Origin of the sequence: Nitrosomonas ureae, assembly GCF_900108305.1 — a bacterium.
GTDB lineage: Bacteria > Pseudomonadota > Gammaproteobacteria > Burkholderiales > Nitrosomonadaceae > Nitrosomonas > Nitrosomonas ureae_B.
This window is the reverse complement of record NZ_FNUX01000001.1, coordinates 158,345-183,025: the sequence shown is the minus strand read 5'-3', so window position 1 is coordinate 183,025 and position 24,681 is coordinate 158,345. Positions and strand designations below refer to the sequence as shown.

Sequence of the window (24,681 nt, the reverse complement as noted above, 5' to 3'; positions counted from 1 at the left end):
TCTACCAGCGCTTCCCCAAAGCCGTCAAAATACCCCGCAGAATCTGCACTTCCTCTTTCTCCAGCCGCGCGCGGCCAAACAAGCGACGGATGCGCTGCATCAACAGTCTGGGTTTTTGCGGATCGAGGAAACCACTCGCAATCATCGCTTGCTCAAGATGCGCATAGAGTAATTCAAGATCATTAAAACTGGCCGGTGACCCAACCGGGGCTGCGGGTTCTTCATTTTCGATCAGCGCCATGTGTAACTCATATGCCATTACCTGCACGGCGCTCGCCAGGTTCAGCGAAGTAAATCCGGAATTGGCGGGAATATGGATGATCATCTGGCATTTACTCACTTCCGCTGTCGTCAGGCCGGAAGTTTCCGTGCCAAACAGCAGAGCAACGGGATGTTGCCGCGCATAGCGCAATAATTCCCGCGCACCTTGCCGCGCATTGAAAACATCATGCGAAAGATCGCGCGGCCGCGCCGTCATCGCAGCGGTCAACACGGTGTTTTCCAGCGCTTCATCCAACGTAGTGCAGATCTTTATTTTCTCCAGGATATCACGCGCACTGACAGCCCGCGCATCCGCTTCCTTATCCGGGAAAGTCTTGGGATTAAGCAAATAAAGCGAACTCAACCCCATTGTTTTCATCGCCCGTGCCGTCGCGCCGATATTGCCGGGATGACTGGTGTGACTGAGGATGATGCGAATGTTATCAAACGGAAAGGATGTGCTCATGTGGATGATTTATTTCAGAGGAACGGAAGGATTAATGCTTTAATTGGCTTGATTCTAACAGAACCAGGCCAAGCGATGAGGTAATGCACAAAAGAGATCAAAATCACGAATCAGCGGATTAGAAGACAAAAAATATTTGCAACAAGCTATCGATAATACTCTCCATGTATGTTTTCTTTGGTTATGCATGGATCATGCAGCAGATGGATATCGGTATCGGTGCGCCATCGAAAAACTCTTTTATTAACCTTATCCCGCCAGGCGCGCCTTTCCATCTTCTGTTATTTAAGCTAGAATTGAATCAGGTTTCGAGAAAAGCGATATATCCATTTGATAATTATGGGCAAAATATCTGACCGATAAAAGAGTTTTGAAAATATCAATCAAGGAGGGCATCGCACATGGCCGAGTATCTCACCAAGTCAGCCGCGCGTAACATTTTTTATGGCGGTTCGATTTTCTTTCTGGTTGTTTTCGCGGCGTTAACCATTCACACGCATTTTTACATGGTGAATGTGGCGACCGATGAATCCACGCTGACGGAATCCGTAGTGCGTGGCAAACATGTTTGGGAACGTCATTCCTGCATCAATTGTCATTCGCTGCTTGGTGAGGGTGCATATTTTGCGCCGGAACTGGGCAATGTCTGGATTCGCTACGGCGGCAACCAAAGCCCGGAAGGCGCGCGCGCCGGACTAAAAGCCTGGATGCGCGCTCAACCGACCGGCGTGGAAGGCCGGCGGCAAATGCCTCAGTTCAACTTATCGGAACAGGAACTCGACGACCTCGTGGATTTTCTTGAATGGACCAGTCGCATCAATACGCTTGGCTGGCCTCCCGGAATTTCTGGCTAGTCGTCCAATTTTTCGGACAAGTTTCTGGCGAATTTATTGATCAAGACGTTTCAATGGAGGCACGGCAATGAAATATCATACGCAGGCACTTGCTTTTCCCTACTTTATCGCTGCACTTGCTTTATTTCTGATTCAGATTTTGGCTGGCCTCCTGGCGGGTACCGTCTACGTGTTTCCTAACTTCCTGTCTGAATCGGTGCCTTTTCATATCATCCGCATGATTCATACCAATGCACTGTTGGTTTGGTTGCTGCTCGGCTATTTTGGTGCCAGTTATTTTTTGATTCCGGAAGAAAGTGAGCGCGAGATTCATAGTCCTAAACTGGCCTGGCTGCAACTGGGTATTTTTGTTTTCGCCGCGCTGGCTGCCGTCGGTAGTTATCTTTCGGGCGTACACGAAGGGCGGGAATTTCTGGAGCAGCCTTTCTGGGTCAAGATCTTGATGGCCGTTGCCTTTCTGATATTTATTTACAATGTCACCATGACCGTGCTCAAAGGCCGCAAAACGGTAGTGTCTATTGTGTTGTTGCTGGGTTTATGGGGCGCGGCCATTTTCTTCATGTTTGCGTTTTATAATCCCGATAATCTCGCTGTCGATAAATTGTACTGGTGGTGGGTGGTGCATGTATGGGTGGAAGGCGTATGGGAGCTCATTATGGCGGCCATGCTGGCGTTCCTGCTGATTAAACTGACCGGTGTCGATCGTGAAGTCATCGAGAAATGGCTGTATGTCATCGTAGGATTTTCTTTATTCAGCGGCTTGCTGGGCACCGGTCATCACTATTATTGGATCGGAGCGCCGGAGTACTGGCACTGGATCGGTATCATTTTTTCTTTTCTGGAAGTTGTGCCGTTTTTCGCCATGATGCTGTGGGCTTTTTATCTGGTCAAAAAAAGCGGCCGGGATCATCCCAACAAAGCCGCCATTCTCTGGAGCCTGGGTTGTCCGGTCATGGCTTTCATCGGCGCGGGGTTACTTGGCCTGATGCATAGTTTTCCATCAATCAATTTCTATACGCATGGAACCCAGCTGACCGCCGCGCACGGGCATTTGGCTTTTTACGGCGCCTACGTGATGCTGAATCTGGCGTTTTTCACTTACGCACTGCCCGCATTGCGCAAGGTGCAACCTTTCAATCAAACGCTGAACATATGGAGTTTCTGGCTGATGAACGCGGCCATGATCGGCATTACATTTGCGTTGATATTCGCCGGTGTCCTGCAGACGCACCTGCAACGGGTACTGGAGATGGGGTACATGCAAGTGCAATCGCAAATCGAATTGTTTTACTGGCTACGCTTGGGCGCCGGAGTATTTTTTATCATCGGCGCGTTGATGTTCATTTATTCGGCATTAGGGCCGGTGCGTGAACAGACCATGACGGCAAAGCACGCGCACTGACTGCGATGATCGATAACAAAACCGGCCAGGCGGCGCACGGCACTGCGCCTGGCCGGCCGGGCACGGAAGGCATTCCATTTTACCGCCCGTTAGGCAATGAATGTGCATTGTTTGAAGCGGTTTACCGCGAAGGTTTGCCGCTGTTGATCAAAGGACCGACCGGTTGCGGCAAAACCCGGTTTGTCATGCATATGGCCGCTCGTTTGGGAAGGCCGTTGCACACGGTTTCCTGTCACGACGACCTGACTGCGGCGGATTTGACCGGGCGTTATTTATTGCAAGGTGGTGAAACAAGGTGGGTGGATGGTCCGCTGACACGCGCCGTGCGTGAAGGGAGCATCTGCTATCTCGATGAAGTTGTTGAAGCGCGCAAGGATGTGACAGTGGTGCTGCATCCGTTGACCGATGACCGCAGGATTTTGCCATTGGAGCGTACCGGAGAGCTGTTGCAAGCGCCGCAGTCATTCATGCTGGTCGCGTCTTATAATCCGGGCTATCAGAATATTCTGAAATCCCTGAAGCCCAGCACGCGCCAACGTTTTGTTTCCATCAGCTTCGATTTTCCGCCACCCGAGGTCGAAGCCCAGATCATCGCCGCCGAAAGCGGCTTGCCCGAATCGCAATGCGTCTCCTTGGCTGCTCTGGCGCAACGGCTGCGCGCATTGAAGGACGTTGATCTGGAAGAAGTAGTGTCAACGCGCTTGCTGATTTATTGCGCCACGCTGCTGAAGAATGGCATTGATCCCTATCAGGCAGCCGAAGCGGCTCTGGTGGAGCCTTTGTGCGATGATCCGGATGTCAGGCAGGGGTTGATGGAGCTGATTCATGCGGCTTTCGGCTAGCGATGAAATGGCTTGAATTCACCGAGCTGGAAGAACAGACCGGCCGTATCTGGCATCGGATGGTCGGCAACACCGCCAGTTACCGGTATTACCCGGAAGCAGCCGTATCGCTGGAGGACGTGCGCGTTGCGCTCGGTGTATTTTTTCGCGGACTGGGTGGTTCACCGGGGATAGGCATCATCGCGGGAACGCCGCAGTCGTCGCAGCATCGCCTGACATTGCGCCAGCGGCTCGGCTTAATGCAGGAATCGCTCGCCCGCATCGAATGCAATGCGGAACGCATGCTGCTGCCCGACACACTGGGCTACTTTCCGGATAGCAGCCTGAACCGGCGGCACTATTTCTGGCTCGCCGCATATTTCGCCACGGCGCATGATTCCGGTAGTCCATTACGTCCTGAATATACCGACCCCCTGCAAGCTGATCTGGCTTTTTTGCACCGCGCTTATTGGACCAGCGTGAATGTCTGTGAACGCTACTCCGGTTTGGCGCTCAGTTACCGTAGTCTTGGCGCCGCCATCTGGAACCGGCGGCCGCAGCGGGCGCTTACGCCCCAAGAGCAGGCTGTTGAGGCTGTGATTCATGCGTTGCTGTGCAATCAAACTTGTGCAGATGATTTAGGCAGTGTCTTTTTGCACGCCATCCGGCATTGCGCGCCAGAATTTTCGCGCTGGCAAGCCTCCCGGCATTATCGTACTTTTCTGCCAGTGCCATTATGGGGCGTGATGAACGCCTTCCTGAAATCGGCAAATGTCAGACCGGATACGCTGGATGATAGCATCGGTACCAGCGCAGAAGCCGATGAGAAACAGCACAAAAAGAAAAGCCGACGGGAAAAGCAGGATCAGAGCATGCGCGATGATCCGCTGCTATTGAATCGTTTTGAAAAGCTGATGAGCTGGTCTGAAATGGTTAATGTCAACCGTGCCGTGCAGGATGACGATGCGGATGCCGCCAGGGATGCCGCAAAAGCGCTGGAGGAGATCACGCTCAGTCCTAATACGCAACGCGCCGCTACGCGGTTGAAGTTTGATCTGGATTTGTCTCCGGATGACGTCAATCCGGCGCTATTGATTTCCGAGCTTACCTATCCGGAATGGGATTTCAGACGCCGGCAGTATCATGACCGGCAATGCCGGATTATTTTTCAGCATGCCACGGAAAGCGTTGAGCACTGGGAACCCGGTCTTCAGGCAAGAAAACGTTTGCGTAAAATCCGCCGTCAATTCGAGGCGCTGCGGCCAAAGCGGGAAATACTTCGCCGTCAGCTGGATGGTGCTGAACTCGATATGGATGCATTGGTGCGCGCGCAGTGTGACATGTCTGCGACCGGCAACAGCTCGGATCGCATATATCTCGATGTGCGGCAACATGCGCGTGATTTGAGCGTCGCCATTTTAATGGATGTCTCCTTGTCGACCGACAGCTGGATTGGCGGGCGGCGTATTCTCGACATCGAGAAAGAAGCATTGATCACGCTCGCGACAGGGCTGGCCACATGCCGGGATACATTCGCCATTTACACGTTCACCTCACGCAAGCGCGATTACGTGCGCGTGACCGGCATCAAAGATTTTAACGAATCGTTTAACACCCAGGTATTACGCCGCATCACAGCATTGCGACCCGGGTATTACACCCGCATGGGTGCAGCTTTGCGTCACACTCAACACCTCCTGAGCCAGCGATCCGAACGCCACCGTCTGATTCTGCTGCTGACCGATGGCAAGCCGAATGATCTGGATTATTACGAAGGCCGTTACGGTGTTGAAGATACCCGGCAAGCCATCATTGAAGCCCGCCGTACCGGTTTATCGGTATTTGGAATCACGATAGACCATGAAGCGCAGGATTACTTTCCCTACCTATTCGGCAGAGGCGGTTATGCAATTGTAGCCAAGCCGGATCGCCTCTCCCGCCTATTGCCGGTAATTTATCAGCAATTAATCAACAGTTGATTTTTTTATGCTGCCAGATTATTCCCAAGCCGTTTCCTGGCTGATAAAAGGCCGCTTATGCGGGCGCCGCTACGCTAATGCATGTCCTGCGCCAAGTACTAGAAAAAAGTATGAAATTCGCATATGAAACCTTTTAATGGACAATTGATAATCAAACCTTGTGTTACAACGATTCGCAACATGCCAATTGCGGTGATATGGAAAATTGATTTGGATCAAATTAGATCGATTCCAATACCTGCATATTCCAGACCAAAGCTGCCACTGATTCCACGGCAAAGCTGCCACCCATTCCAAACGAAAGCTGCCACCCAATCCATTGATTCCTGCCACCCTGATTTTAGGGAGGCATAGCGAAACCGACGTAGGATAACTAAACACGGCATCCTGATTCTTTTCATCATCGTGAAGAGGATTGAGATGCCAGCAAAGAGGTTATCCATGCGTAAGATAAAAGAAATATTGCGTCTGAAATGGGCTAACGGCCTAAGTAACAGAAAGATTGCTCACAGCTGTGGCATTGCTCGTCCCACGGTTAACGAATACCTGCGGCGAGCCGAGCAGGCCGGATTATCCTGGCCGCTATCAGATGAATGGGATGATGCCAAACTGGAACAAATATTGTTTCCAGAGCCGCACAAAGGTTCAGTTCCGGAACGGGTCATACCGGTCTGGGCCGAAGTTCATCAAGAGATGAAGAAGAAAAGTGTCACTTTATTTTTGCTCTGGCAAGAATATCGGGAACGCCATGATCAAGGCTATCAATACAGCTGGTTCTGTTCCCAATATCGGTTGTGGTTAGGAAAACAAGACTGGGTCATGCGCCAGACTCATCGGGTCGGCGAGAAATTGTTTGTCGATTATGCTGGCCAAACGGTTCCCATTGTCGATCCAGGTAGTGGTGAAATTCGTTACGCTCAGATTTTTGTCGCGGTACTGGGTGCATCCAATTACACCTATGCAGAGGCCACCTGGACTCAAGCTTTACCGGATTGGATCAGCTCCCATCAGCGCACCTTTACTTATTTAGATGGCACACCTGAGGTTGTTGTGCCCGATAATTTGCTGTCTGGTGTCACTAAGGCACATCGGTATGAGCCGGATATTAACCCCACCTATCAGGATTTGGCTGCGCATTATGGTGTTGCCGTGGTGCCTGCACGCGTACGTCACCCCAAAGATAAATCCAAAGTAGAAGTCGGAGTGCAAATCGTAGAGCGCTGGATACTGGCCGCACTGCGGCATCAGACGTTCTTCTCCTTATTGGAATTGAACCAGTCTATTCAGGCGCTCCTTATTCGCTTAAATCAACGATCGTTCAAGAAATTACCCGGATCTCGCGAACACCTCTTTAAAACCCTGGATTACCCGGCGTTGAATCCTTTGCCAGTTCAGCCTTATGTCTATGCAGAATGGAAAAAAGTCCGGGTACACATCGATTACCACGTCGAAGTGGATGGTCATTACTATTCCGTCCCGTATACCCTGATCAAGCAGACCCTGGATGCGCGGCTGACCCAGCGGACAATCGAGATGTTTCACCGTGCTCAACGCGTAGCCAGTCATCCGCGCTCAGCACGACAAGGCGGACATACCACCTTGAATGAACACATGCCAGAAGCGCATCGTAAATACGGCGACTGGTCGCCACAACGGTTTTATCTTTGGGCCGATAAAATAGGTCCGGCAACCACTCAGGTGATTACTGCCATCCTGACTTCACGGCGGCACCCCCAACAAGGTTATCGTGCCTGTCTGGGTATTTTGCGGTTAGCCAGAACATATCATCCCGAGCGCCTGGAAGCAGCCTGTCGGCGCGCACTTATACTTGGAACCCACCGTTATAAAAGTATTGAATCCATCTTAAAAAATAACCTGGATAACCAACCTTTGCAAGAATCACCGGCGCAGAATTTGCAGCACCATGACAATATTCGCGGCCCAGGCTACTACCATTAAATCAAAAGGAAACAACCATGCTAAATCATCCCACCCTGGATAAACTCAAAATGCTCAAATTCAATGGCATGTGTCATGCATTAGAAGAGCAAATGCAATGCGCCGATATAACGCAATTCAGTTTTGAAGAACGTTTAGGTCTTCTGGTTGATCGAGAAATCACCGAACGTGACAATCGCCAACTGACCAACCGGTTACGTCAGGCACGACTCAAACAACAAGCCTGTTTGGAAGACATTGATTATCAAGCGAGTCGAGGACTGGATAAAACCCTGCTACAAAAACTGAGTGACTGCCAATGGGTGAAAAAACCCATCAATATCCTGATTACCGGCCCAACCGGCGTTGGTAAATCCTGGATCGCTTGTGCCCTGGCAAACAAAGTATGCAGAGAAGGCCATACCGCTTGGTATCAGCGTCTGCCAAGATTGTTGCAGGAACTGCCCTTGGCCAGAGGCGATGGCAGTTATGCCAAGCTGTTGGCACGTCTGGCCAAAACCGATGTCCTGATTCTGGATGATTGGGGACTGGAAAAATTAAATGCAGAACAGCGCCGTGATTTGCTGGAAATCCTGGAAGACCGGCATGGATCACGCGCGACGATTATCACTAGTCAATTACCCTTGGATCAATGGCACGCCATTATTGGTGATGCAACCTTGGCAGATGCCATTATGGATCGATTGGTTCATAACGCCTATAAGATCAATTTAAGAGGAGAATCTATGCGAAAGAAACAAGCTAAATTGACAGAAACTGACTAACCAAGTAAAAATAAAAAACCTGCGTCGCTTCGCTCCGATAGGGTGGCAGCTTTCACCGGTTTAGGTGGCAGCCTTCGCGTGGAATCAGTGGCAGCTTTCAGTGGAATACGCACCAATACCGGGTATTTATTGTAATTTGAGCCGCAGCTAACTTAAAAATTACTAAGATGTCAGGGGATGATATGAACGTTATTAAGCAAAAAGGGTGTATTCATGTGGGTTATTTATGCGAGAAGAGATCAGAATCACAAATCGTAGATTACGAAACAAAAATATGTAGATCGATAATATTCTCGATTCGCGACCTGTTCTTGTTCTTCCGCTATCTGTAATTTACATCTGATAAGCTCGCTTATTGATTCTGTTACTGTAGTATAGGCGACGTCAAGTCAGATATGGAAAGCAATTTTGCCGATAACGGCTTAGATGTAGCACTCTCTGTCTATTGTCCGAGCTAGATGCCAACCCTACATTTTTTCTTTACTTTTTTTGCCATGCACTGACTGCTTTTTCAAAAAAAACTTTTCGATTCATTCCCCATGCCTCGGCAACTGCTAGCACGCTTCCTATATAACTCTGAACCACTGGGATAGTTTCTACAAACGGTAATCCGGCAATTAATGCTTCCTTTGCATAAGCAAGAGATTTAGCCCTTTTGGGAACATTCTTTAAATAGAAACTGCTCATATTCCCTGCTGTCATTGCTACATCGGGCAAATAGGTAAATGGATTGTCCTTAGACAGATCTCGGTAAATCGTTAAAGCTTTTTGAAATGCAATCCCTGCAGCCGGAAAATCATTTTTGTCCGCACACAAAGTCGCTAAGTTGTTCAGTATTCCCGCTATATATGGTTGATACGCCTTTGGATTGGTCTTAGCCAAGCGAGTGAATATATTCATAGCTTCCTGAAACGTAGCTTCCGCTTCTGGAGTTTCGTTCTTAACCTGTAAACTCGCAAGATTGTTTAATGTAATCGCCATATCCGGCAAATGGGTCTGCGGATCGTTTACTGTCAGACTTCGATAAATCCCTAAGGCTTCCTGATAATCATCCTCCGCAGCTGGAAAATCGTTTTTGTCGTGTTTCAAATTCGCCAGATTTATGAGGGTAATCGCCAAGTCTGGCTGATAGGTCTGTGGATCGCTTCCAGTCAGACTCCTGTTAATTCGTAAAGCTTCCAGAAGCGCAGTCTCAGCAGCTGGAAAATCTTTTTTTACCAGTTGCAAATTACCAATATTATTCAGTAACCTAGCCACTTCTGGAAAATAGGGCTGTGGATTAGTCTCAGCCAGGATTCGACAGAAATCTAATGCTTCTTGGTAAAATGGAGCAGCATCATTGAATTGATTATGTTGATGTAAAAAGTAGGCATACTCACGAGTGTTTTCAAGAGTATGCGCTGCATTGAGTGAGTGTTTAAAGTATTCTTTGGTTCTATTAAATCGATCTGGTAAATCAAAGGCAATTGCGGTCAAGCGTGCCAGAATCAAGAATTCATTAGCATTGTTAATGAGAAGTTTTTCAGTTTCAGCGAGTTGTTGCTGCTGTTGTGTTTTCTGCTGAAGCAACATACCTTGTTCATTATTCATCTGCTCGACATCAAGAATAGCCTTTGCTGACGTATAATCACCATTCTCGAAATGTTTCAAGACGAACTTTAACCGTTCAGTGTTGATGGAAATTCTGGTAAATATCTCAGCGAGACGAATGACTTCGCTTTTCAACTCATTAATTTTGCTCTGAATTTCACTACGTTTCTGGTCAACTGTCAGCAAATCTGCTTGAAAACTTTTGTCATCGGGATATTGCTCAATTCTCTGCCGAGCTGTAGCGAAGCGGGCTTCCAATTCATTCAATTGGTTTTTTAATTCCTCGTATTGAGCGGAATAATAGATATTAGTAATCTTCTGACCATTGACTAACACATCGCCTGTAGCAGTGACGGTGGAACCCGCTATAACACCTTCAGAATTATCGATTCGTATTTCGTTCATGGAGTTATTTCCGAGAGGCATTATCACCAACGATAAAATCGCCGCCCGCACTGATCGTGCTGCCAGCTACGATATTTTTGCTATCGCTAATGTCTATAGTAGGGTTCTGCGTTGATTCGAAAATTTCATTTGGCTTGAATTCGATGAAACCGTTTGCTGCTAACTTATCCAGCTGCTGATTGAATTTGTATTTGAGTTCGTCAATGTTTTTATAGGTCGTGTAAAAATGCTCCAGCACAATCAATTTCTTTTGAAAGCGCTCTAAACTTAGCAGATCTTTTTGGCTGGCATTTTCTGTGCTGATTTGAGTATCTTTGAAGTAGGTGAAAATGAAAGGTTTATTGCTAGCCTTGAATTTCTTAAAAGCTGTTTCGAACTCTTCTTCGGTGTATTGGCCAACCTTGGTTGCAAATAGCATAACAAAAATGTCACATTCTTCGATCGCTTTGTTATATTCATCTTGCAGCCGGGTTTGTGAAACTGCGTCGAGAAAATCTTCCCAGATGATAAGTTCAAGAAAAATATCTTTGCCGATCCAATCCTTGTTCTTACGGTTGATGAAAATTTCAAAATGCTCTCTATCTCCTTTCAACTCGGATGAGGACGCCAAAAATATTTTTTTCTTGAGCATGAACAAGTCCTCCGCAGGCGGGTTAAATCAATCTCCTGTTAATACATTGACATACGGATTCAAGTAATAACTGCAATCAAGTTATTTGAGAAATATTGTTTCATCAATCTATTCGCGAGGAGTTTATCAGATTTTACTATCCAGCCCATTCTCGGCCAGTTCCGCAGCGCGAAGAATGGCTTTGGCTTTATTCTGTGTTTCTATCCATTCGTTTTGCGGGATGGAGTCGGCCACGATGCCCGCGCCTGCTTGCACGTGCAGTTGACCATCCTTGATCACGCCGGTGCGAATCGCAATCGCCAGGTCCATATCGCCGTTAAACCCCAGGTAACCGACCGCTCCGGCGTACACGCCGCGTTTGGAGACTTCCAGTTCGTCAATGATTTCCATCGCGCGCACTTTCGGCGCGCCGCTTACTGTGCCGGCCGGGAAGGTGGCGCGCAGCACGTCAATCGCGCTCAGTTCCGGCTTTAGCTTGGCCTCGACATTGGATACGATGTGCATGACATGGGAGTAATTTTCAATTTGCATTTTTTCCGTGACTTTGACGGTTCCGGTTTGCGCCACGCGGCCGATGTCATTGCGGCCCAGATCCATCAGCATGACGTGCTCGGCAATTTCTTTCGGATCGGCCAGCAGGTCGGCCGCCAGTGCGGCGTCTTCCTGCGCGGTTTTGCCGCGAGGGCGCGTGCCTGCAATCGGGCGCACGGTGACCGTGTCGCCTTCCAGACGCACGAGTATTTCCGGCGACGCGCCGACTACATGAAAATCCTCAAAGTGATAGAAGAACATGTAAGGGGAGGGATTGAGGCTGCGCAGCGCGCGATAGAGCGCGAGTGGCGATGCGGTATAGGGTTTGCTGGTGCGTTGCGATAACACCACTTGCATGATATCGCCATCAAAAATATAGCGTTTGGCCCGTTCGACAGCGGCTTTGAATGCGGCTTCAGGAAATTCCGCAACTGCTGTGCCGGAAGCGACAGCTTGCTCGCTTGGAATCGTTACCGGTTGACGTAATTTTTTCAGCAGGGTTTTAAGCCGCTGACGCCCGGTTTGATAGGCATTTTCTTGTTCTGGATTGGCATAAACGATCAGATAGAGTTTGCCGGAGAGATTGTCCACCACGGCCAGTTCTTCCGATAGTAACAGCAAAATGTCTGGTGTATTCAGGGCATCCGGCTTGGTGTGGCCTTTCAGTTTGTGCTCGATGTAGCGCACCGTATCGTATGAGAAATAACCCGCCAGGCCGCCACAAAAACGGGATTTTCCAGCTGGACAGGGCGCTGCTTTGAATTGTGCCAGATAGGATTCGATGTAAGCTAGGGTGTCATTAACCGTGACTGTTTCCGATCTGCCTTGATTGATCATGGTGATGGTGTCTTCATGTACAACCATGCGCGTTGCCGCCGGCAGTCCGATGATCGAAAACCGGCCAAAACGTTCGCCGCCTTGCACCGATTCCAATAAATAGGAATAAGGCTGGTTGGCCAGTTTCAGATAAATCGATAAAGGCGTATCAAGATCCGCGTAAGTTTCCAGAACGATTGGAATGCGATTGTATCCCTGCTGCGCGAGCAGATTGAATTCGGCCTCGGTCATGGGGGATTCTAAGCGATGCTTTTAATCAATTTTGTTGCATCCAGCAAGGTATCGACGATGGCATCGCAATCCAGTTCATACACATCACGCCCTTCGTTGTAACCATAAGGTACGCAAAATACATGGCAACCGGCTGCTCTGGCGGCGATGGCGTCATTCAGTGAATCACCGATCAGCAATGCTTCATGCGGTTGCGCATCAAAATGTCTGCAAATATGTATGAGCGGCATGGGATCCGGTTTTTTCCTGGGTAAGCTATCGCCCGACAGTACGATCTCAAATTTGTTGAATAGCCCTGTGGCATGCAGCAGCGGCAGGGTAAATGCTTCAGCTTTGTTGGTGATGCAGGCCAATTTGTAGCCCGCTTGCTGCATGGCCTGTATGCCATCAACAACGCCAGCATAGGGACGCGTATTGACGCTTAAATTATTGGCGTAATGCTGCTCGTAAATCGGCAATGCTTTGGCAAACAAAGCGGCATCGGGTTCTGCATCCAGCTGCCCGGTTAGGGTGCGTTTGACCAGTTTTTGTATGCCTTTGCCGATATAGGAGCGAATCGTTGCTGTCGATTGTTCTGGCATGCCCAGATCCTTCAACATCAGGTTTGCGGCTAAAGCGAGGTCTTCAGCGGTGTCGAGCAATGTGCCGTCCAGATCGATCATGATGACCTTGATCGCTATCGGGGATGCTGTTTTATGAGCTGAAGCCATGTTACTTGATGAACTATGATTCATTGGAATAGTGGAAAAACAATAGATTTGAAAGTGGTGATCGGTTAGGCTTTTGCCAGCTCAGCCCGGAATGCGGCGACGATGCTGTCATATCGATGCGGATCGGCATCATTGCCAGCCTGATACACCGCAGAACCAGCGACGAAAGTGTCGGCGCCAGCGCGAGCGATTTCGGCAATGTTATCCACTTTAACGCCACCGTCGATTTCCAGCAGAATGTCTTTGCCGCTGGCGTCGATACGTTTTCTGACGGCGCGCAGTTTGTTCAGCGCTTCGGGAATGAATTTCTGTCCGCCAAACCCTGGATTGACCGACATGATCAGAATCAGATCCAGTTTGTCGAGCACATGGTCCAGATAGTGCAGCGGCGTGGCCGGATTAAACACCAACCCTGCTTTGCAGCCTTGCTCTTTAATCAAGCCGATGGTGCGATCGATGTGATTCGAGGCTTCCGGATGAAATGAAATGATATTGGCGCCAGCCTTGGCAAAATCAGGAATGATGCGATCCACAGGTTGCACCATCAGATGCACGTCGATAATTGCATCGGTGACCGGGCGAAGGGCTTCGCAAACCAAGGGGCCAATGGTGAGATTGGGGACATAATGGTTGTCCATTACATCAAAATGTATGATATCCGCGCCTGAATCAATCACATCGGTGACTTCCTGACCCAATTTGGCGAAGTTAGCGGAAAGAATGCTGGGTGCTAGACGGTACATGGAAAAAACCTCTCAATATTCAAATCCGTCATTCTAACCGTAAATGTCAGGTTGCGCGTAAAAGAGGTAGGGATTTATACGTAAATTTTTTCATTATCGTTTTTGTCGAATGCCAGGATGCTTTGTTTTTTTAACTGATATGTGGATTTGTTGCGGTGAAAACGATGCATGATTAATACTGATTTGACAGGTACTTAAAAAACGGGTGACTGTCAGATTAAGTCTGAGCTAGCACACATTATTTCTTTGGTTGGCGTTCGAGCTCCGTCTGCGCAAAATAATCGGTGGCTTTGTGTAATATCTTGTATGCCTGTTTTAGCGCATAATTCTCACGTTCCAGCTCCTTGAGCCTCTGCCGGTCCGATGTTGACTGAGCACCCTGGTCAGTCTCTGATTGGCGTATCCATGCATGCAGTATCTCCGGTGTGCAGCCTATCCTGGATGCTATCGATTCTATAGCTGCCCACTGAGACACATAATTCCCTTGATGTTCATACACCAGCCAGACCGCTTGCGCCCGAACCTCTGGTGTGTATTCTATGTATTTCTTCATAACTCTTCTCAATTCAAGAAATAGAATCTCCGGTAAAGCGGGGGATTCAAAGTGCTGCTTACAGACTCACCGAAGCAGCACTCCATTGATATCGCTGAAGATTAATTTAACGCTTTACCCAGATTCAGAAATTGCGTTTCGCCAGTTGAATTGTCAACCCCATCATTGTCGGTAACAACATAAACTGTTCCGTTCGCTGTTCTTGCCAGTCCTTCCAATTTGTCATGAACCCAGCCATTATTGGCCTGCATCGCGGGTAGCACATCGATAGCCAGTGTTTTGTTGAGTATTGGAAAATTACCTTCTGCCTGTGTTTTGGGTATAACGCCGCTAATATCTATGCGATAAACACGTTTGATGCGTGCATTCGGTCCGGCCTGATTATCCCGTTCGATGATCGCAAATTTATTATTGTCCAATGCGGTAATTTCCGATAACCCTACAAAACCACCCGCAGGGGATTCCACTGGATCAAGAGGATAGTAAAAGAACTTCCATTCACCTTCATCGACGGCGGGATCCAAATCCAAGGCCGGTGTGTATTGTCCGATGCGTACCATATCGGCCGGGTCATTTTTCCATTCCCGCTGAAAGGCTACGTAAACTTGCTCGGTAGCGTCCACTTTTCCTGTTACGGCCACACCCTCAAAACCATTACTTTGCTGCAACGCTTCAACTGCGGCAGGTAAGCGGATCTCGCGTATTACTGTGCCATCGCTGCGCGCTTCAATGAGTAGATTGGGTGTCGTAGACGTACCTGCGCCTTCGGATACAAGCCAGAAACTGCCATTACTGCGCTGTGCTATTCCTTCGAGATCATAATTGACACTTGCGCCATCTTTTAACAAAGGTGTCGCGCTAGTAATTTTTGCAGGATGCTTGCTGATATCTATACTATAAATCCGGCTTTTATCGTAAAAACTATCATGGACCGCATAAAGCCGTTTTGCATCATATCTATCGGAAGATAGCGCTGATAATGCGCCCCAGGGGATCGGTTTGCCATCCGCTTGCCGTGTGGATTTGATTTGAGGATAAGCCGCTGGCTTATGTTCGAGGCGGAAGATATTGATTTGAGAACGCACGGGAGAATCAACTTCGGTCGATGCAACGAAAAGCTTACGGCCGGGAATGGCAAGCAAGCCTTCCGGGCCAGCGCCAGTGGGTAACATCTGCTTGTATTTCAGTTTGTTGCCATTAGCTTGGTATACACCGACAAAGTTTCCTCGTTCGGATCCGACAAAAACGAAAGTTTCATTTTTATAGCGGCCGGTTGTGATTCCTTCTGGCTCAGTGCCTTTGTTATCAGAGCGCTTTTCTGGATAATGGCCGGCTGCTGCGGCCAGATATTCAAATTCTGTACCGGAATCATAGAGTACCTTGCCATTACGATTGAACATGCTGAAACCACGGCTGCCGCCAAAAAGGTCTCCCTCATTAGCAGTAACTATTTTGTTATTGTCCAACCAGGCAATACCATCCGGCTCACGTACAACATCTGTTAAAGTATCGGCAAAGTCGATTAATTTATTGTCAGTAATATCAATACCATCCAGCGTTACGGTTCCGGCGTTGAAATGCTGCAACACCTTGCCGTTGACGAGGTTTACAAACACAATATGATTGTTTTCCTGCATAGTGACAGCGGCAATATTGCGCTGATTGATGCTGACAAACTCTGGTTCCGGATCATCGCTGCCATAAGCCGCTAAACCAGTCAGGTCAACTTGGCGTACACTCCAATTTGCGGGTGTGCCGACCAGATCGATGATATTGAGATAACCTGCTGGCAGTTGAGGCAAGCCACCTTCCACGCCAGATACGGTGATGTCCTCATCGCGTTCGTTTTCAATCACAACAGCAGCATATCGGCCATCCGGACTGGTAGCGACAGAATCCGGCTGCCCTCCCATGTCGATTTCACGAATCGCTGAGCAGTTGGAAATGTCCGGCAGGCATGAAGGGATATGATATGCAGCCAGAATGCCTGAAGGTTCCAGAAAATTAGCTGAAGTATTGATGCCAACCAGGGCATAATCGCCCGAAATCGCAACGGATGTTGGTTCTCCGCCCGTATGCAGCGTGCCCAGGCTGACTGGATTTTCTGCATCATGAATATCTACGAATCCAATTCGTCCGGTTGGGCTATCCGTGTAAATGAGGGTATTGCCATCTTTACTCGCAGCCACAATCTCAGCGACCGTTTCGTTGACTATGTTTCTGTCACAGCTTGTATTTTCGCATACCAGATAAGTGGCTATGCGCTGGAAGTGAGGGGTGTCCGATTTTTTGCTTTCAGCAAAAACCAAGCCTGGAAATGCCGCGATTATTGCAAGACTTAATGCACTTGTTGTAAAACGAAATGCTTTTCTGGAAAATTTCATAATAAAATACCCTTAGTGATCTGAGTGTCTGAACGTTAATTATTGTCAGGTAATGAATTTGTATTGATTAAATCCAAATTCGTTGCCTTTGTGGATGCTAAAGGAAATTTATTACGTGTTTATTGCGGGTATGCGTCAAACAAAAGATAAATGACAGGTAGCCCCGCATATTGCATGAGAGGAAGTGGCAAATCCGGTGTAATGCTTTTTAATTCAGTTGCCTAAGGAAGCTCTGATTAATTGGCTGCATAACGGAGAGGAATTTCCAGTGCGCGACGTATCCAGGAATCATTCAATCTCTGCGGGTTCAATCCCTATTCCTGGAGGTGAAAGCGGGCTTCAACTCGGCGGCCGCGTCTCAAGCTGATCAAAATAGAATGAGCGAAGTTGAAAATGTGGCCTGGAATTGAATTTTAAATTTGTGACGGGTATGTTTTTCTTTTTTACCATTAACCGGACAGCAATTGATTGTCAATATTGATGCTATTTCTTGGTAAACTACCGCTAAGAGCGTAAAACAGTTTGGAACGAAAAGATGGCCGAAGAAAACAAGTATGAAATTGAAGTCAGCGTTCGTATCGTATATCTGCCCGATCAATCAGATGAGGAATCGGAACGGCACGTATTTGCATATACCATTACGATTGCAAATAACGGGACAGTTGCCACCCAACTCATCAGCAGGCATTGGATTATCAATAACGGCGATGGCACGATTCAGGAAGTGCGCGGGCTGGGCGTTGTGGGCGAACAGCCGTTGCTCAAGCCGGGAGATAGTTTTGAATATACCAGTGGAACGGTGATTTCTACGTCGGTTGGATCGATGAAAGGCAGTTATCAAATGGCAGCTGAAGATGGCTTCCATTTTGATGTGGCCATACCGGAATTTATACTGAGTGTTCCCAGAACGCTGCATTAGTGTGTCTGATTTTAAGATCCTGGCGTATGTGTGATGTTTTAAGCCGCCATCATTTTAATGACCGGTAAGCTCTATCTGATTCCGGCGCCGATCAGTCAAACCGATATCGCTTGGGTGCTGCCTGCGGCGGTGCAGCAATGCGTTGCTGAAATTTCTCATTTTATCGTTGAGCACCCTAAAACGGCGAGACAATTTCTGAAACGGCTGGATTGCACTTGCCCCTTACAGGAGTTAAATATCCAGATCCTGAATGAACACACGCGCGCAAACGATTTTTTGGCTTTGCTGGATCCATTATTGGCTGGACATGATGTGGGTTTGCTATCCGAAGCAGGCTGTCCGGCCGTGGCGGATCCTGGAGCCGAACTGGTCAGGCTGGCGCATAAAAATAATATTCCTGTCGTGCCTTTGGTTGGGCCATCATCCATTTTGCTGGCGTTGATGGCTTCAGGATTAAACGGACAGCGATTTGCCTTTCACGGCTATTTGCCGGTTGAGGGCGCAGCAAGAGCAAGTAAAATAGCCGAGCTGGAAAGAATATCGATCCATCTGAAGCAAACGCAGATTTTCATTGAGACTCCGTACCGTAACCAGAAACTGCTCGAGCAACTCGTTAAAGTGTGTAAGGACAATACCGACTTGTGCGTTGCAACCGATCTGACATTTTCCCGTGAGATGATTGCAACCAAATCAATCAGAGAGTGGCGGCGTTCTTTACCAGACGTCAATAAAATACCGGCGATTTTTTTATTGCTGGGATAACTGATTTTAATATGAGCGTTATCCGCTAATCCGAGTGATTATTGATCAGGATGCTTTTTCTGAATAAATTCTATTTTGTAGCCATCGGGATCTTCGATAAATGCGATGATTGTCGTGCCATGTTTCATCGGACCCGCTTCACGCGTTACTTTTCCCCCCATTTTCCTGGTGCTTTCACAGGCTTGATAAGCATCATCGACTTCAATGGCGATGTGGCCAAAACCTTCTCCTAAATTGTACGAAGAGGTATCCCAATTATGCGTCAGTTCCAATACGGTACCGCTAGCCTCATCCTGATAACCTACAAAAGCGAGGGTAAATTTGCCATCCGGGTAGTCTTTGCGGCGTAATAACTTCATCCCTAGAACTTGCGTATAAAACGCAAGTGATTTTTCGAGACTTCCAACCCGAAGCATAGTATGCAGAATACGCATTTAAATTTTTACCATTTCAAAATCTTCTTTACGTGCGCCACATTCCGGGCAAGTCCAATTGATTGGTACATCTTCCCAGCGCGTACCGGGTGCAATACCTTCATCTGGAGATCCTAAGGCTTCATCATAGATGTAGCCGCAAATCAAACACATATAACGGTTATATTGATGATTCTCTTCGGTAGACATGATAGATAGCAGTGTCCTTTTAGGTTAAAATAACATTTTACGGTATTAATGCATGTTACAGCCACCCCCAATCGTACTTTCTTTTGCTGCCAATGACCCCAGTGGTGGAGCAGGCCTGCAGGCGGATATGTTGACTATCGCCAGTTTGAGCTGTCATCCGCTATCTGTCATGACGGCCATAACTGTCCAGGATACAACAGGTGTGGATGAGGTAATGCCACTGGATTCCGAATGGGTTGCGGATCAAGCGCGCGCCGTTCTGGAAGACATGCCGGTTCATGTGTTTAAGATTGGTTTGCTGGGTAGCGTTGAAATTATTGCTGCTATCGCGGAGGTAATTTCCGATTATCCTCATATCCCTTTAGTGATGGATCCTATACTGACTTCCGGGCGCGGAGATGAACTTGCGAACGAGGAAATGATCGATGCGATGCGTGAATTGTTGTTGCCGCAGGTTACGATATTAACGCCCAATAGCTTGGAAGCAAGGTATCTTGCCCAACTGGATGTGGACAGTAGTGAAAGCAGGCTGGATTTGAGTGTTTGTGCCCATCGATTATTGGATATGGGATGCGAATATGTATTGATAACGGGCACGCACGAAAATACAACGCAAGTGAAGAATACCTTGTTTAATGCTGAAGGTATTGTGCGTGCAGATGAATGGGAGCGGCTTGAGCATACGTATCATGGTTCGGGTTGTACACTGGCATCGGCAATCGCTGCATCATTAGCCAATGGCTTATCGATTAGCGAGAGTGTCTTGGAAGCTCAGGATTACACCTGGCACACATTGCAAGCCGGATTCCGTCCCGGCATGGGGCAATATATTCCCAACAGGCTTTTCTGGGCCAGAGATATTGAGGAAAGCGAAGACGAGAATGGCGGTGCGGCCGTTGATAAGCCATAAAATTAGAGGGTTATATGCGATCACGCCGGATTCCGGAAATACCGGCGAGCTGCTGGATAAGACGCAGCAAGTACTGGCAGGCGGGGCGCAGTGTATTCAATATCGTAATAAATCAGTGGATAATGCGTTACGCAAAAAACAAGCCGGATTGCTGTTGCAGTTGTGCAGAAAGTATGCCATTCCATTGATTGTCAACGATGATATTGATCTTGCAATAGAGATTGATGCGGATGGGGTGCATGTGGGACGGGACGATATCTCAGTATCCGATGCGAGAAAATTTCTGAAGCGAGGCAGAATTATTGGAGCATCGTGTTATAACAATCTGGATCTGGCGATTGAGGCTGAGAAGCAAGGCGCTGATTATGTCGCTTTTGGTGCTTTTTTTTCTTCGGTGACCAAACCGGAAGCAACGCCGGTTTCGATTAGCCTGATCAAGCAAGCCAGGCAAATATTAACGGCGTCAGTTGTCGGGATTGGCGGAATCCGGCTGATCAATGCCGCAATGTTTGTTCATAACGGTTGTGATGCCATAGCCGTTTGCAGCGATTTGTTTCAGGCCGGAAATGTCAGGATAAGAGCAGCGCAGTACACGCAATTATTTGCAGAAAATCTGTAATGCATTTTAATCCGGATTATTTTTTATCTTTATCAATTCTTTTTATGAGTAACTAAATGACTTCACGTAATCATCTATTGTTCGAACAATCCCAGCAATATATTCCCGGCGGCGTAAATTCCCCGGTCCGTGCGTTTAAATCGGTTGGTGGTGAGCCGGTTTTTTTTCAACGTGGCGAAGGTGCATATTTTTGGGATGCGGACGGTAAATCGTATATCGACTATGTGGGTTCATGGGGTCCTTTGATTTTGGGTCATGCGCATCCGGAGGTCGTGAAGGCGGTTCAGAATGCCGCACAGAATGGTTTGACTTTTGGCGCGCCGACTGAAGCGGAACTGGAAATCGCGCAGCTGATTTGTCAATTGATTCCGTCAATTGAGCAGGTGCGATTAGTGAGTTCCGGGACCGAAGCGGGCATGAGCGTAATTCGTCTGGCGCGGGGGTTTACCGGCAGGAGTAAGATCGTTAAATTTGAAGGGTGCTACCACGGTCATGATGATTCCTTGCTGGTCAAGGCGGGCTCGGGTGCATTAACCTTCGGCAATCCCAGTTCCGCAGGGGTTCCGGCGGAGACAGCCGGTCATACGATCGTTCTGGATTATAACGATATCGCAGGCATCGAAGCTGCATTCAATCAATGGGGACAAGAAATCGCCGCGGTGATTGTTGAACCGGTTGCCGGCAATATGAATCTGATTGCTCCGCAACCTGGCTTTCTTGCCAAGCTGCGGGAATTGTGCACGCAAAGCGGTAGTGTACTGATATTTGATGAAGTGATGACCGGGTTTCGTGTCGGTCTGGGATGCGCGCAAGGGTTGTATCAGATCAAACCCGATCTGACCGCATTGGGTAAAGTCATCGGGGGCGGTATGCCGATGGCGGCATTCGGCGGGCGCCGCGATATCATGCAATGCTTGGCGCCGTTGGGCCCGGTTTATCAGGCAGGCACGCTGTCCGGTAATCCGGTGGCTGTCGCAGCGGGACTGGCAACGTTGAAATTGATTCAAGCGCCCGGTTTTTACGATAAATTGTCGGGCAGAACGCAGCAATTGGTCGATGGCATTGCTACCAAAGCTAAAAATCATGGGATCGATTTTTGCGCGCAATCTATTGGTGGTATGTTTGGGCTGTATTTTAGTAAAAATATTCCCGGCAGCTTTGCCGAGGTGATGCAATGCGATAAATCGGCTTTTAACCGATTCTTTCATGCCATGCTGGAGGAGGGTGTTTATTTTGCACCTTCGGCCTTTGAAGCGGGTTTTGTATCGTCGGCGCATGGAGATAATGAGTTGGATAAAACATTGTCTGCGGCAGAGAAAATCTTCGGAAACTGGTAGTTTCGTCTGTTGTTAATGGCGGAGCGAAGCAGAAATAAAAAAGGTGGCATTCGCCACCTTTTTTATTTCTTAATCGGAGCGCTACTCAGCGCATAGTGGAAATATAAGCTGAAACGGCGTGTTTCTCCAGCGGATTCATGCGGGTAAGCACCTTCTGCATGACATTATTATTATTATCGCCTCGCTCGGCTTTGTTGAATAGCTCCAGTTGCATCATCGTATATTCTGCATGCTGTCCGGCTATTGCAGGGTAATGAGGCGGGATACCGGCACCAGTGGGGCCATGACAGCTGGCGCAGGCAGGAACTTCGTTGCCGAGGTTTCCGCCGTGATAAAGAATTTTGCCTGTCTCAACTAATTTCTCTTTGGCCGCTATCTGGCTTGGAACGGCTGCTTGTTTGGCATAGTACGCGCCTAGCGCTTCCATATCTTCCTGGGATAGCGTTGCTACCATCGCGGACATGACAGGACTATTGCGTTTAGGCGGCGCATCGCCGATTGCTTTAAAATCCATGAGCTGCTTAGTGATATACTCAGCATGCTGACCCGCCAGGATAGGGTTCATCGGAATAACGCTATTACCATCCGCATTGTGGCAGCCCGCACATACGCCCGATGCAATTTCCTCCACTGTGGCAGGTGCAGCGAGGGTGGTATCAGCAGGTGCCGCATCATCTTCGGGGGCTTCAGCCGAAATCGGTGCAGCTATTGCAAATGCTGCAAGCATTACCATCATCTTAATTATTTTCATATTTCTTATTCCGTTTTTAAAAGGCTTTCAAAAATTGCTAGACATGTTCGAGAAATAACGGCGTATTTTAACAAGGCATAACAACGTTAACAACAAAATTAAGCTGATCTTCGTTAATTATAATATTTTATTTTTCAATGAAAATAATCTTTATTATTTTACTGTTAGTTAATATAGCCTATGTAATGGGCAATCAGTTCTTGCCGGAAGAGAAAAATGAATTTCTGTCGGCGCAACAGAATCCTGAAAAAATAGTATTGGTCTCAGCGCATGAAAGTTGTTTGATCTGGGGTAAGTTTTATGAAGAACAAATCCAATATGCTCAGACAGTTTTGTCGGAATTATTTCCTGAACTGTTGTATAGCCTGGAAGAATCGGGTGATACCATTATGTTCTGGTTGTATATTCCGCCTTTTTCGAATAAAGAAGCTGCCAATCGTGAAATCAATAAATTAAGAAATCTGGGCATTGTCAGTTTCCGCGTCAAAGATGAAACGCAATGGAAGAATGCAATTTCTCTGGGTATGTTTTATGATCAGAACGATGCGCTGAAACAATTAAGGGAGACGGAGAAAAAGGGTATCGCCAATGCCAGAATAGAAGACCGCAGTGTTTTGCTAAAAAATATAGTTATCCATAATCCGACGCGAATGATTAAGGAGCAGATGCAAAAATTGGTTGAGCAATTTGATGACACGCAATTAGTTCAAGGCAAGTGTGAGCGTTTATAATATACCCTCGTAAGAACATCGGGTTATCAAAGTTTGTTGCAATTTATTAAGAATTAATGATATTTCAAAATTTTTCATTCAATCATCGAATAAACTAATAATGACGGTAATGATAAAAACAGCGCAGGAAATAGAAAAAATGCGCATTGCAGGACGGCTGGCGGCGGAAGTGCTTGACTACATCAACCCTTATGTCGTGGCAGGCATCGCTACTGAGGAACTGGATTCGTTGTGCCATCACTATATGGTCGATGTGCAAAAGACAATTCCTGCGCCCTTGAATTATGCGCCTTCAGGGCATACTCCTTATCCCAAATCCATTTGTACTTCGGTGAATAATCAGATTTGTCATGGTGTTCCGGGTCAAAAAAAATTAAAAAACGGAGACATTATCAATATCGATATTACCGTGATTTATGAAGGGTATCACGGGGATACCAGCCGGATGTTTTACGTGGGGGAACCTTCTATCCAGGCGAAACGTTTATGCGAGGTTACGTTTGAAGCGATGTGGCGGGGCATCGATGAAATCAAGCCAGGTAAGCGTTTAGGGGATATCGGACACGCCATTCAGAAACTGGCCGAAGGGGTGGGGTATAGTGTGGTCAGGGAATTCTGCGGCCATGGCATCGGCGCAAAATTTCATGAAAACCCCCAAGTGCTGCATTATGGCCGGACCGGAACCGGATTGGAATTGCAACCAGGGATGATCTTTACCGTAGAGCCGATGATCAATGCGGGTAAAGCGGCCATTCGTCATCTGCCGGACGGCTGGACCGTTACCACCAAAGATGGCAGCTTGTCAGCGCAGTGGGAACATACCATTCTGGTTACTGCAGACGGTTATGAAGTTCTGACCGTATCAGCGGGCACTCCGGGTAAACCGACTTATCGTTTTTCCAACTAGG

24 protein-coding genes are annotated in these 24,681 nt (G+C 47.8%); 13 read left to right on the top strand and 11 right to left on the bottom strand.

Annotated elements, in window-relative coordinates:
• Position 1: 1 nt before the first annotated feature.
• Positions 2–727, bottom strand: a complete 726-nt coding sequence (locus tag C4S39_RS00910) for an RNA methyltransferase (RefSeq protein ID WP_103965174.1) — start codon at positions 725–727, stop codon at positions 2–4.
• 401 nt (positions 728–1,128) lie between these two features.
• On the opposite strand from C4S39_RS00910, the gene C4S39_RS00900 reads away from it, so the two are divergent.
• From C4S39_RS00900 to istB, 6 genes are all read left to right on the top strand, one after another.
• Complete coding sequence (locus tag C4S39_RS00900; protein ID WP_103965172.1) at positions 1,129–1,581, top strand: c-type cytochrome; 453 nt, start codon at positions 1,129–1,131, stop codon at positions 1,579–1,581.
• A 67-nt stretch (positions 1,582–1,648) separates the two neighbouring features.
• Positions 1,649–2,983, top strand: coding sequence for a cbb3-type cytochrome c oxidase subunit I (locus C4S39_RS00895; RefSeq protein WP_103965171.1), 1,335 nt, complete (start codon positions 1,649–1,651; stop codon positions 2,981–2,983).
• 5 nt (positions 2,984–2,988) lie between these two features.
• Positions 2,989–3,825 (top strand): CbbQ/NirQ/NorQ/GpvN family protein, encoded by an 837-nt coding sequence (locus C4S39_RS00890; RefSeq protein ID WP_103965170.1) that lies wholly within the window; start codon positions 2,989–2,991, stop codon positions 3,823–3,825.
• Between the two features lie 2 nt (positions 3,826–3,827).
• Entirely contained in the window at positions 3,828–5,783 is a 1,956-nt protein-coding gene (locus C4S39_RS00885; protein WP_103965169.1) for a nitric oxide reductase activation protein NorD, read from the top strand.
• Positions 5,784–6,203: 420 nt separating this feature from the next.
• The gene (gene istA / locus C4S39_RS00880) at positions 6,204–7,742 is read left to right on the top strand and encodes an IS21 family transposase (protein ID WP_103965168.1); all 1,539 of its coding nucleotides are present in this window, start codon (positions 6,204–6,206) and stop codon (positions 7,740–7,742) included.
• A 17-nt stretch (positions 7,743–7,759) separates the two neighbouring features.
• Positions 7,760–8,506: an IS21-like element helper ATPase IstB gene (istB, locus tag C4S39_RS00875; protein WP_103965167.1), complete on the top strand. Its 747-nt coding sequence runs from the start codon at positions 7,760–7,762 to the stop codon at positions 8,504–8,506.
• A 480-nt stretch (positions 8,507–8,986) separates the two neighbouring features.
• Here istB and C4S39_RS00870 read toward each other — a convergent pair whose 3' ends face one another.
• From C4S39_RS00870 to C4S39_RS00840, 7 genes are all read right to left on the bottom strand, one after another.
• Positions 8,987–10,501, bottom strand: a complete 1,515-nt coding sequence (locus C4S39_RS00870) for a tetratricopeptide repeat protein (RefSeq protein WP_181023711.1) — start codon at positions 10,499–10,501, stop codon at positions 8,987–8,989.
• A 4-nt stretch (positions 10,502–10,505) separates the two neighbouring features.
• The gene (locus tag C4S39_RS00865; protein WP_103965165.1) at positions 10,506–11,132 is read right to left on the bottom strand and encodes a toll/interleukin-1 receptor domain-containing protein; all 627 of its coding nucleotides are present in this window, start codon (positions 11,130–11,132) and stop codon (positions 10,506–10,508) included.
• A 126-nt stretch (positions 11,133–11,258) separates the two neighbouring features.
• Entirely contained in the window at positions 11,259–12,731 is a 1,473-nt protein-coding gene (gene trpE / locus C4S39_RS00860) for an anthranilate synthase component I (protein WP_103965164.1), read from the bottom strand.
• Positions 12,732–12,739: 8 nt separating this feature from the next.
• The gene (locus C4S39_RS00855; protein WP_103965163.1) at positions 12,740–13,465 is read right to left on the bottom strand and encodes a phosphoglycolate phosphatase; all 726 of its coding nucleotides are present in this window, start codon (positions 13,463–13,465) and stop codon (positions 12,740–12,742) included.
• A gap of 41 nt (positions 13,466–13,506) precedes the next feature.
• Positions 13,507–14,184: a ribulose-phosphate 3-epimerase gene (rpe, locus tag C4S39_RS00850; protein WP_103965162.1), complete on the bottom strand. Its 678-nt coding sequence runs from the start codon at positions 14,182–14,184 to the stop codon at positions 13,507–13,509.
• Positions 14,185–14,422: 238 nt separating this feature from the next.
• Complete coding sequence (locus C4S39_RS00845; protein ID WP_103965161.1) at positions 14,423–14,737, bottom strand: transposase; 315 nt, start codon at positions 14,735–14,737, stop codon at positions 14,423–14,425.
• A gap of 101 nt (positions 14,738–14,838) precedes the next feature.
• Positions 14,839–17,121 carry an esterase-like activity of phytase family protein gene (locus C4S39_RS00840; RefSeq protein ID WP_103965160.1) on the bottom strand — a complete coding sequence of 761 codons (2,283 nt, stop codon included), beginning with the start codon at positions 17,119–17,121 and terminating at the stop codon, positions 14,839–14,841.
• Between the two features lie 535 nt (positions 17,122–17,656).
• On the opposite strand from C4S39_RS00840, the gene apaG reads away from it, so the two are divergent.
• Together apaG and C4S39_RS00830 are read left to right on the top strand one after the other, a co-directional pair.
• A complete protein-coding gene (gene apaG / locus C4S39_RS00835; protein ID WP_103965159.1) occupies positions 17,657–18,040 on the top strand; it encodes a Co2+/Mg2+ efflux protein ApaG in 384 nt (127 codons plus the stop codon).
• Between the two features lie 57 nt (positions 18,041–18,097).
• Positions 18,098–18,802 carry an SAM-dependent methyltransferase gene (locus C4S39_RS00830; protein ID WP_103965158.1) on the top strand — a complete coding sequence of 235 codons (705 nt, stop codon included), beginning with the start codon at positions 18,098–18,100 and terminating at the stop codon, positions 18,800–18,802.
• 38 nt (positions 18,803–18,840) lie between these two features.
• Here the strand turns inward: C4S39_RS00830 and gloA are convergent, their stop codons facing one another.
• Together gloA and C4S39_RS00820 are read right to left on the bottom strand one after the other, a co-directional pair.
• Positions 18,841–19,236 (bottom strand): lactoylglutathione lyase, encoded by a 396-nt coding sequence (gloA, locus tag C4S39_RS00825; protein ID WP_103965157.1) that lies wholly within the window; start codon positions 19,234–19,236, stop codon positions 18,841–18,843.
• Entirely contained in the window at positions 19,237–19,425 is a 189-nt protein-coding gene (locus tag C4S39_RS00820) for a rubredoxin (protein ID WP_103965156.1), read from the bottom strand.
• A gap of 52 nt (positions 19,426–19,477) precedes the next feature.
• Between C4S39_RS00820 and thiD the strand changes: the two genes are divergently transcribed.
• From thiD to hemL, 3 genes are read left to right on the top strand one after another with little or no spacing between them, the layout of a single operon-like run.
• Positions 19,478–20,335, top strand: coding sequence for a bifunctional hydroxymethylpyrimidine kinase/phosphomethylpyrimidine kinase (gene thiD, locus C4S39_RS00815; RefSeq protein ID WP_103965155.1), 858 nt, complete (start codon positions 19,478–19,480; stop codon positions 20,333–20,335).
• Positions 20,307–20,954, top strand: coding sequence for a thiamine phosphate synthase (gene thiE, locus C4S39_RS00810; RefSeq protein WP_181023710.1), 648 nt, complete (start codon positions 20,307–20,309; stop codon positions 20,952–20,954). Before thiD ends, thiE begins: the two co-directional genes overlap by 29 nt.
• Before the next feature lie 56 nt (positions 20,955–21,010).
• Entirely contained in the window at positions 21,011–22,291 is a 1,281-nt protein-coding gene (hemL, locus tag C4S39_RS00805; protein ID WP_103965154.1) for a glutamate-1-semialdehyde 2,1-aminomutase, read from the top strand.
• 85 nt (positions 22,292–22,376) lie between these two features.
• On the opposite strand, the gene C4S39_RS00800 is transcribed toward hemL, so the two are convergent.
• Complete coding sequence (locus C4S39_RS00800) at positions 22,377–23,042, bottom strand: c-type cytochrome (protein ID WP_103965153.1); 666 nt, start codon at positions 23,040–23,042, stop codon at positions 22,377–22,379.
• Positions 23,043–23,179: 137 nt separating this feature from the next.
• On the opposite strand from C4S39_RS00800, the gene C4S39_RS00795 reads away from it, so the two are divergent.
• Positions 23,180–23,773: an SPOR domain-containing protein gene (locus tag C4S39_RS00795; protein ID WP_103965152.1), complete on the top strand. Its 594-nt coding sequence runs from the start codon at positions 23,180–23,182 to the stop codon at positions 23,771–23,773.
• 100 nt (positions 23,774–23,873) lie between these two features.
• Positions 23,874–24,680, top strand: a complete 807-nt coding sequence (gene map, locus C4S39_RS00790) for a type I methionyl aminopeptidase (protein ID WP_103965151.1) — start codon at positions 23,874–23,876, stop codon at positions 24,678–24,680.
• The last annotated feature ends 1 nt before the right edge of the window (position 24,681 follow it).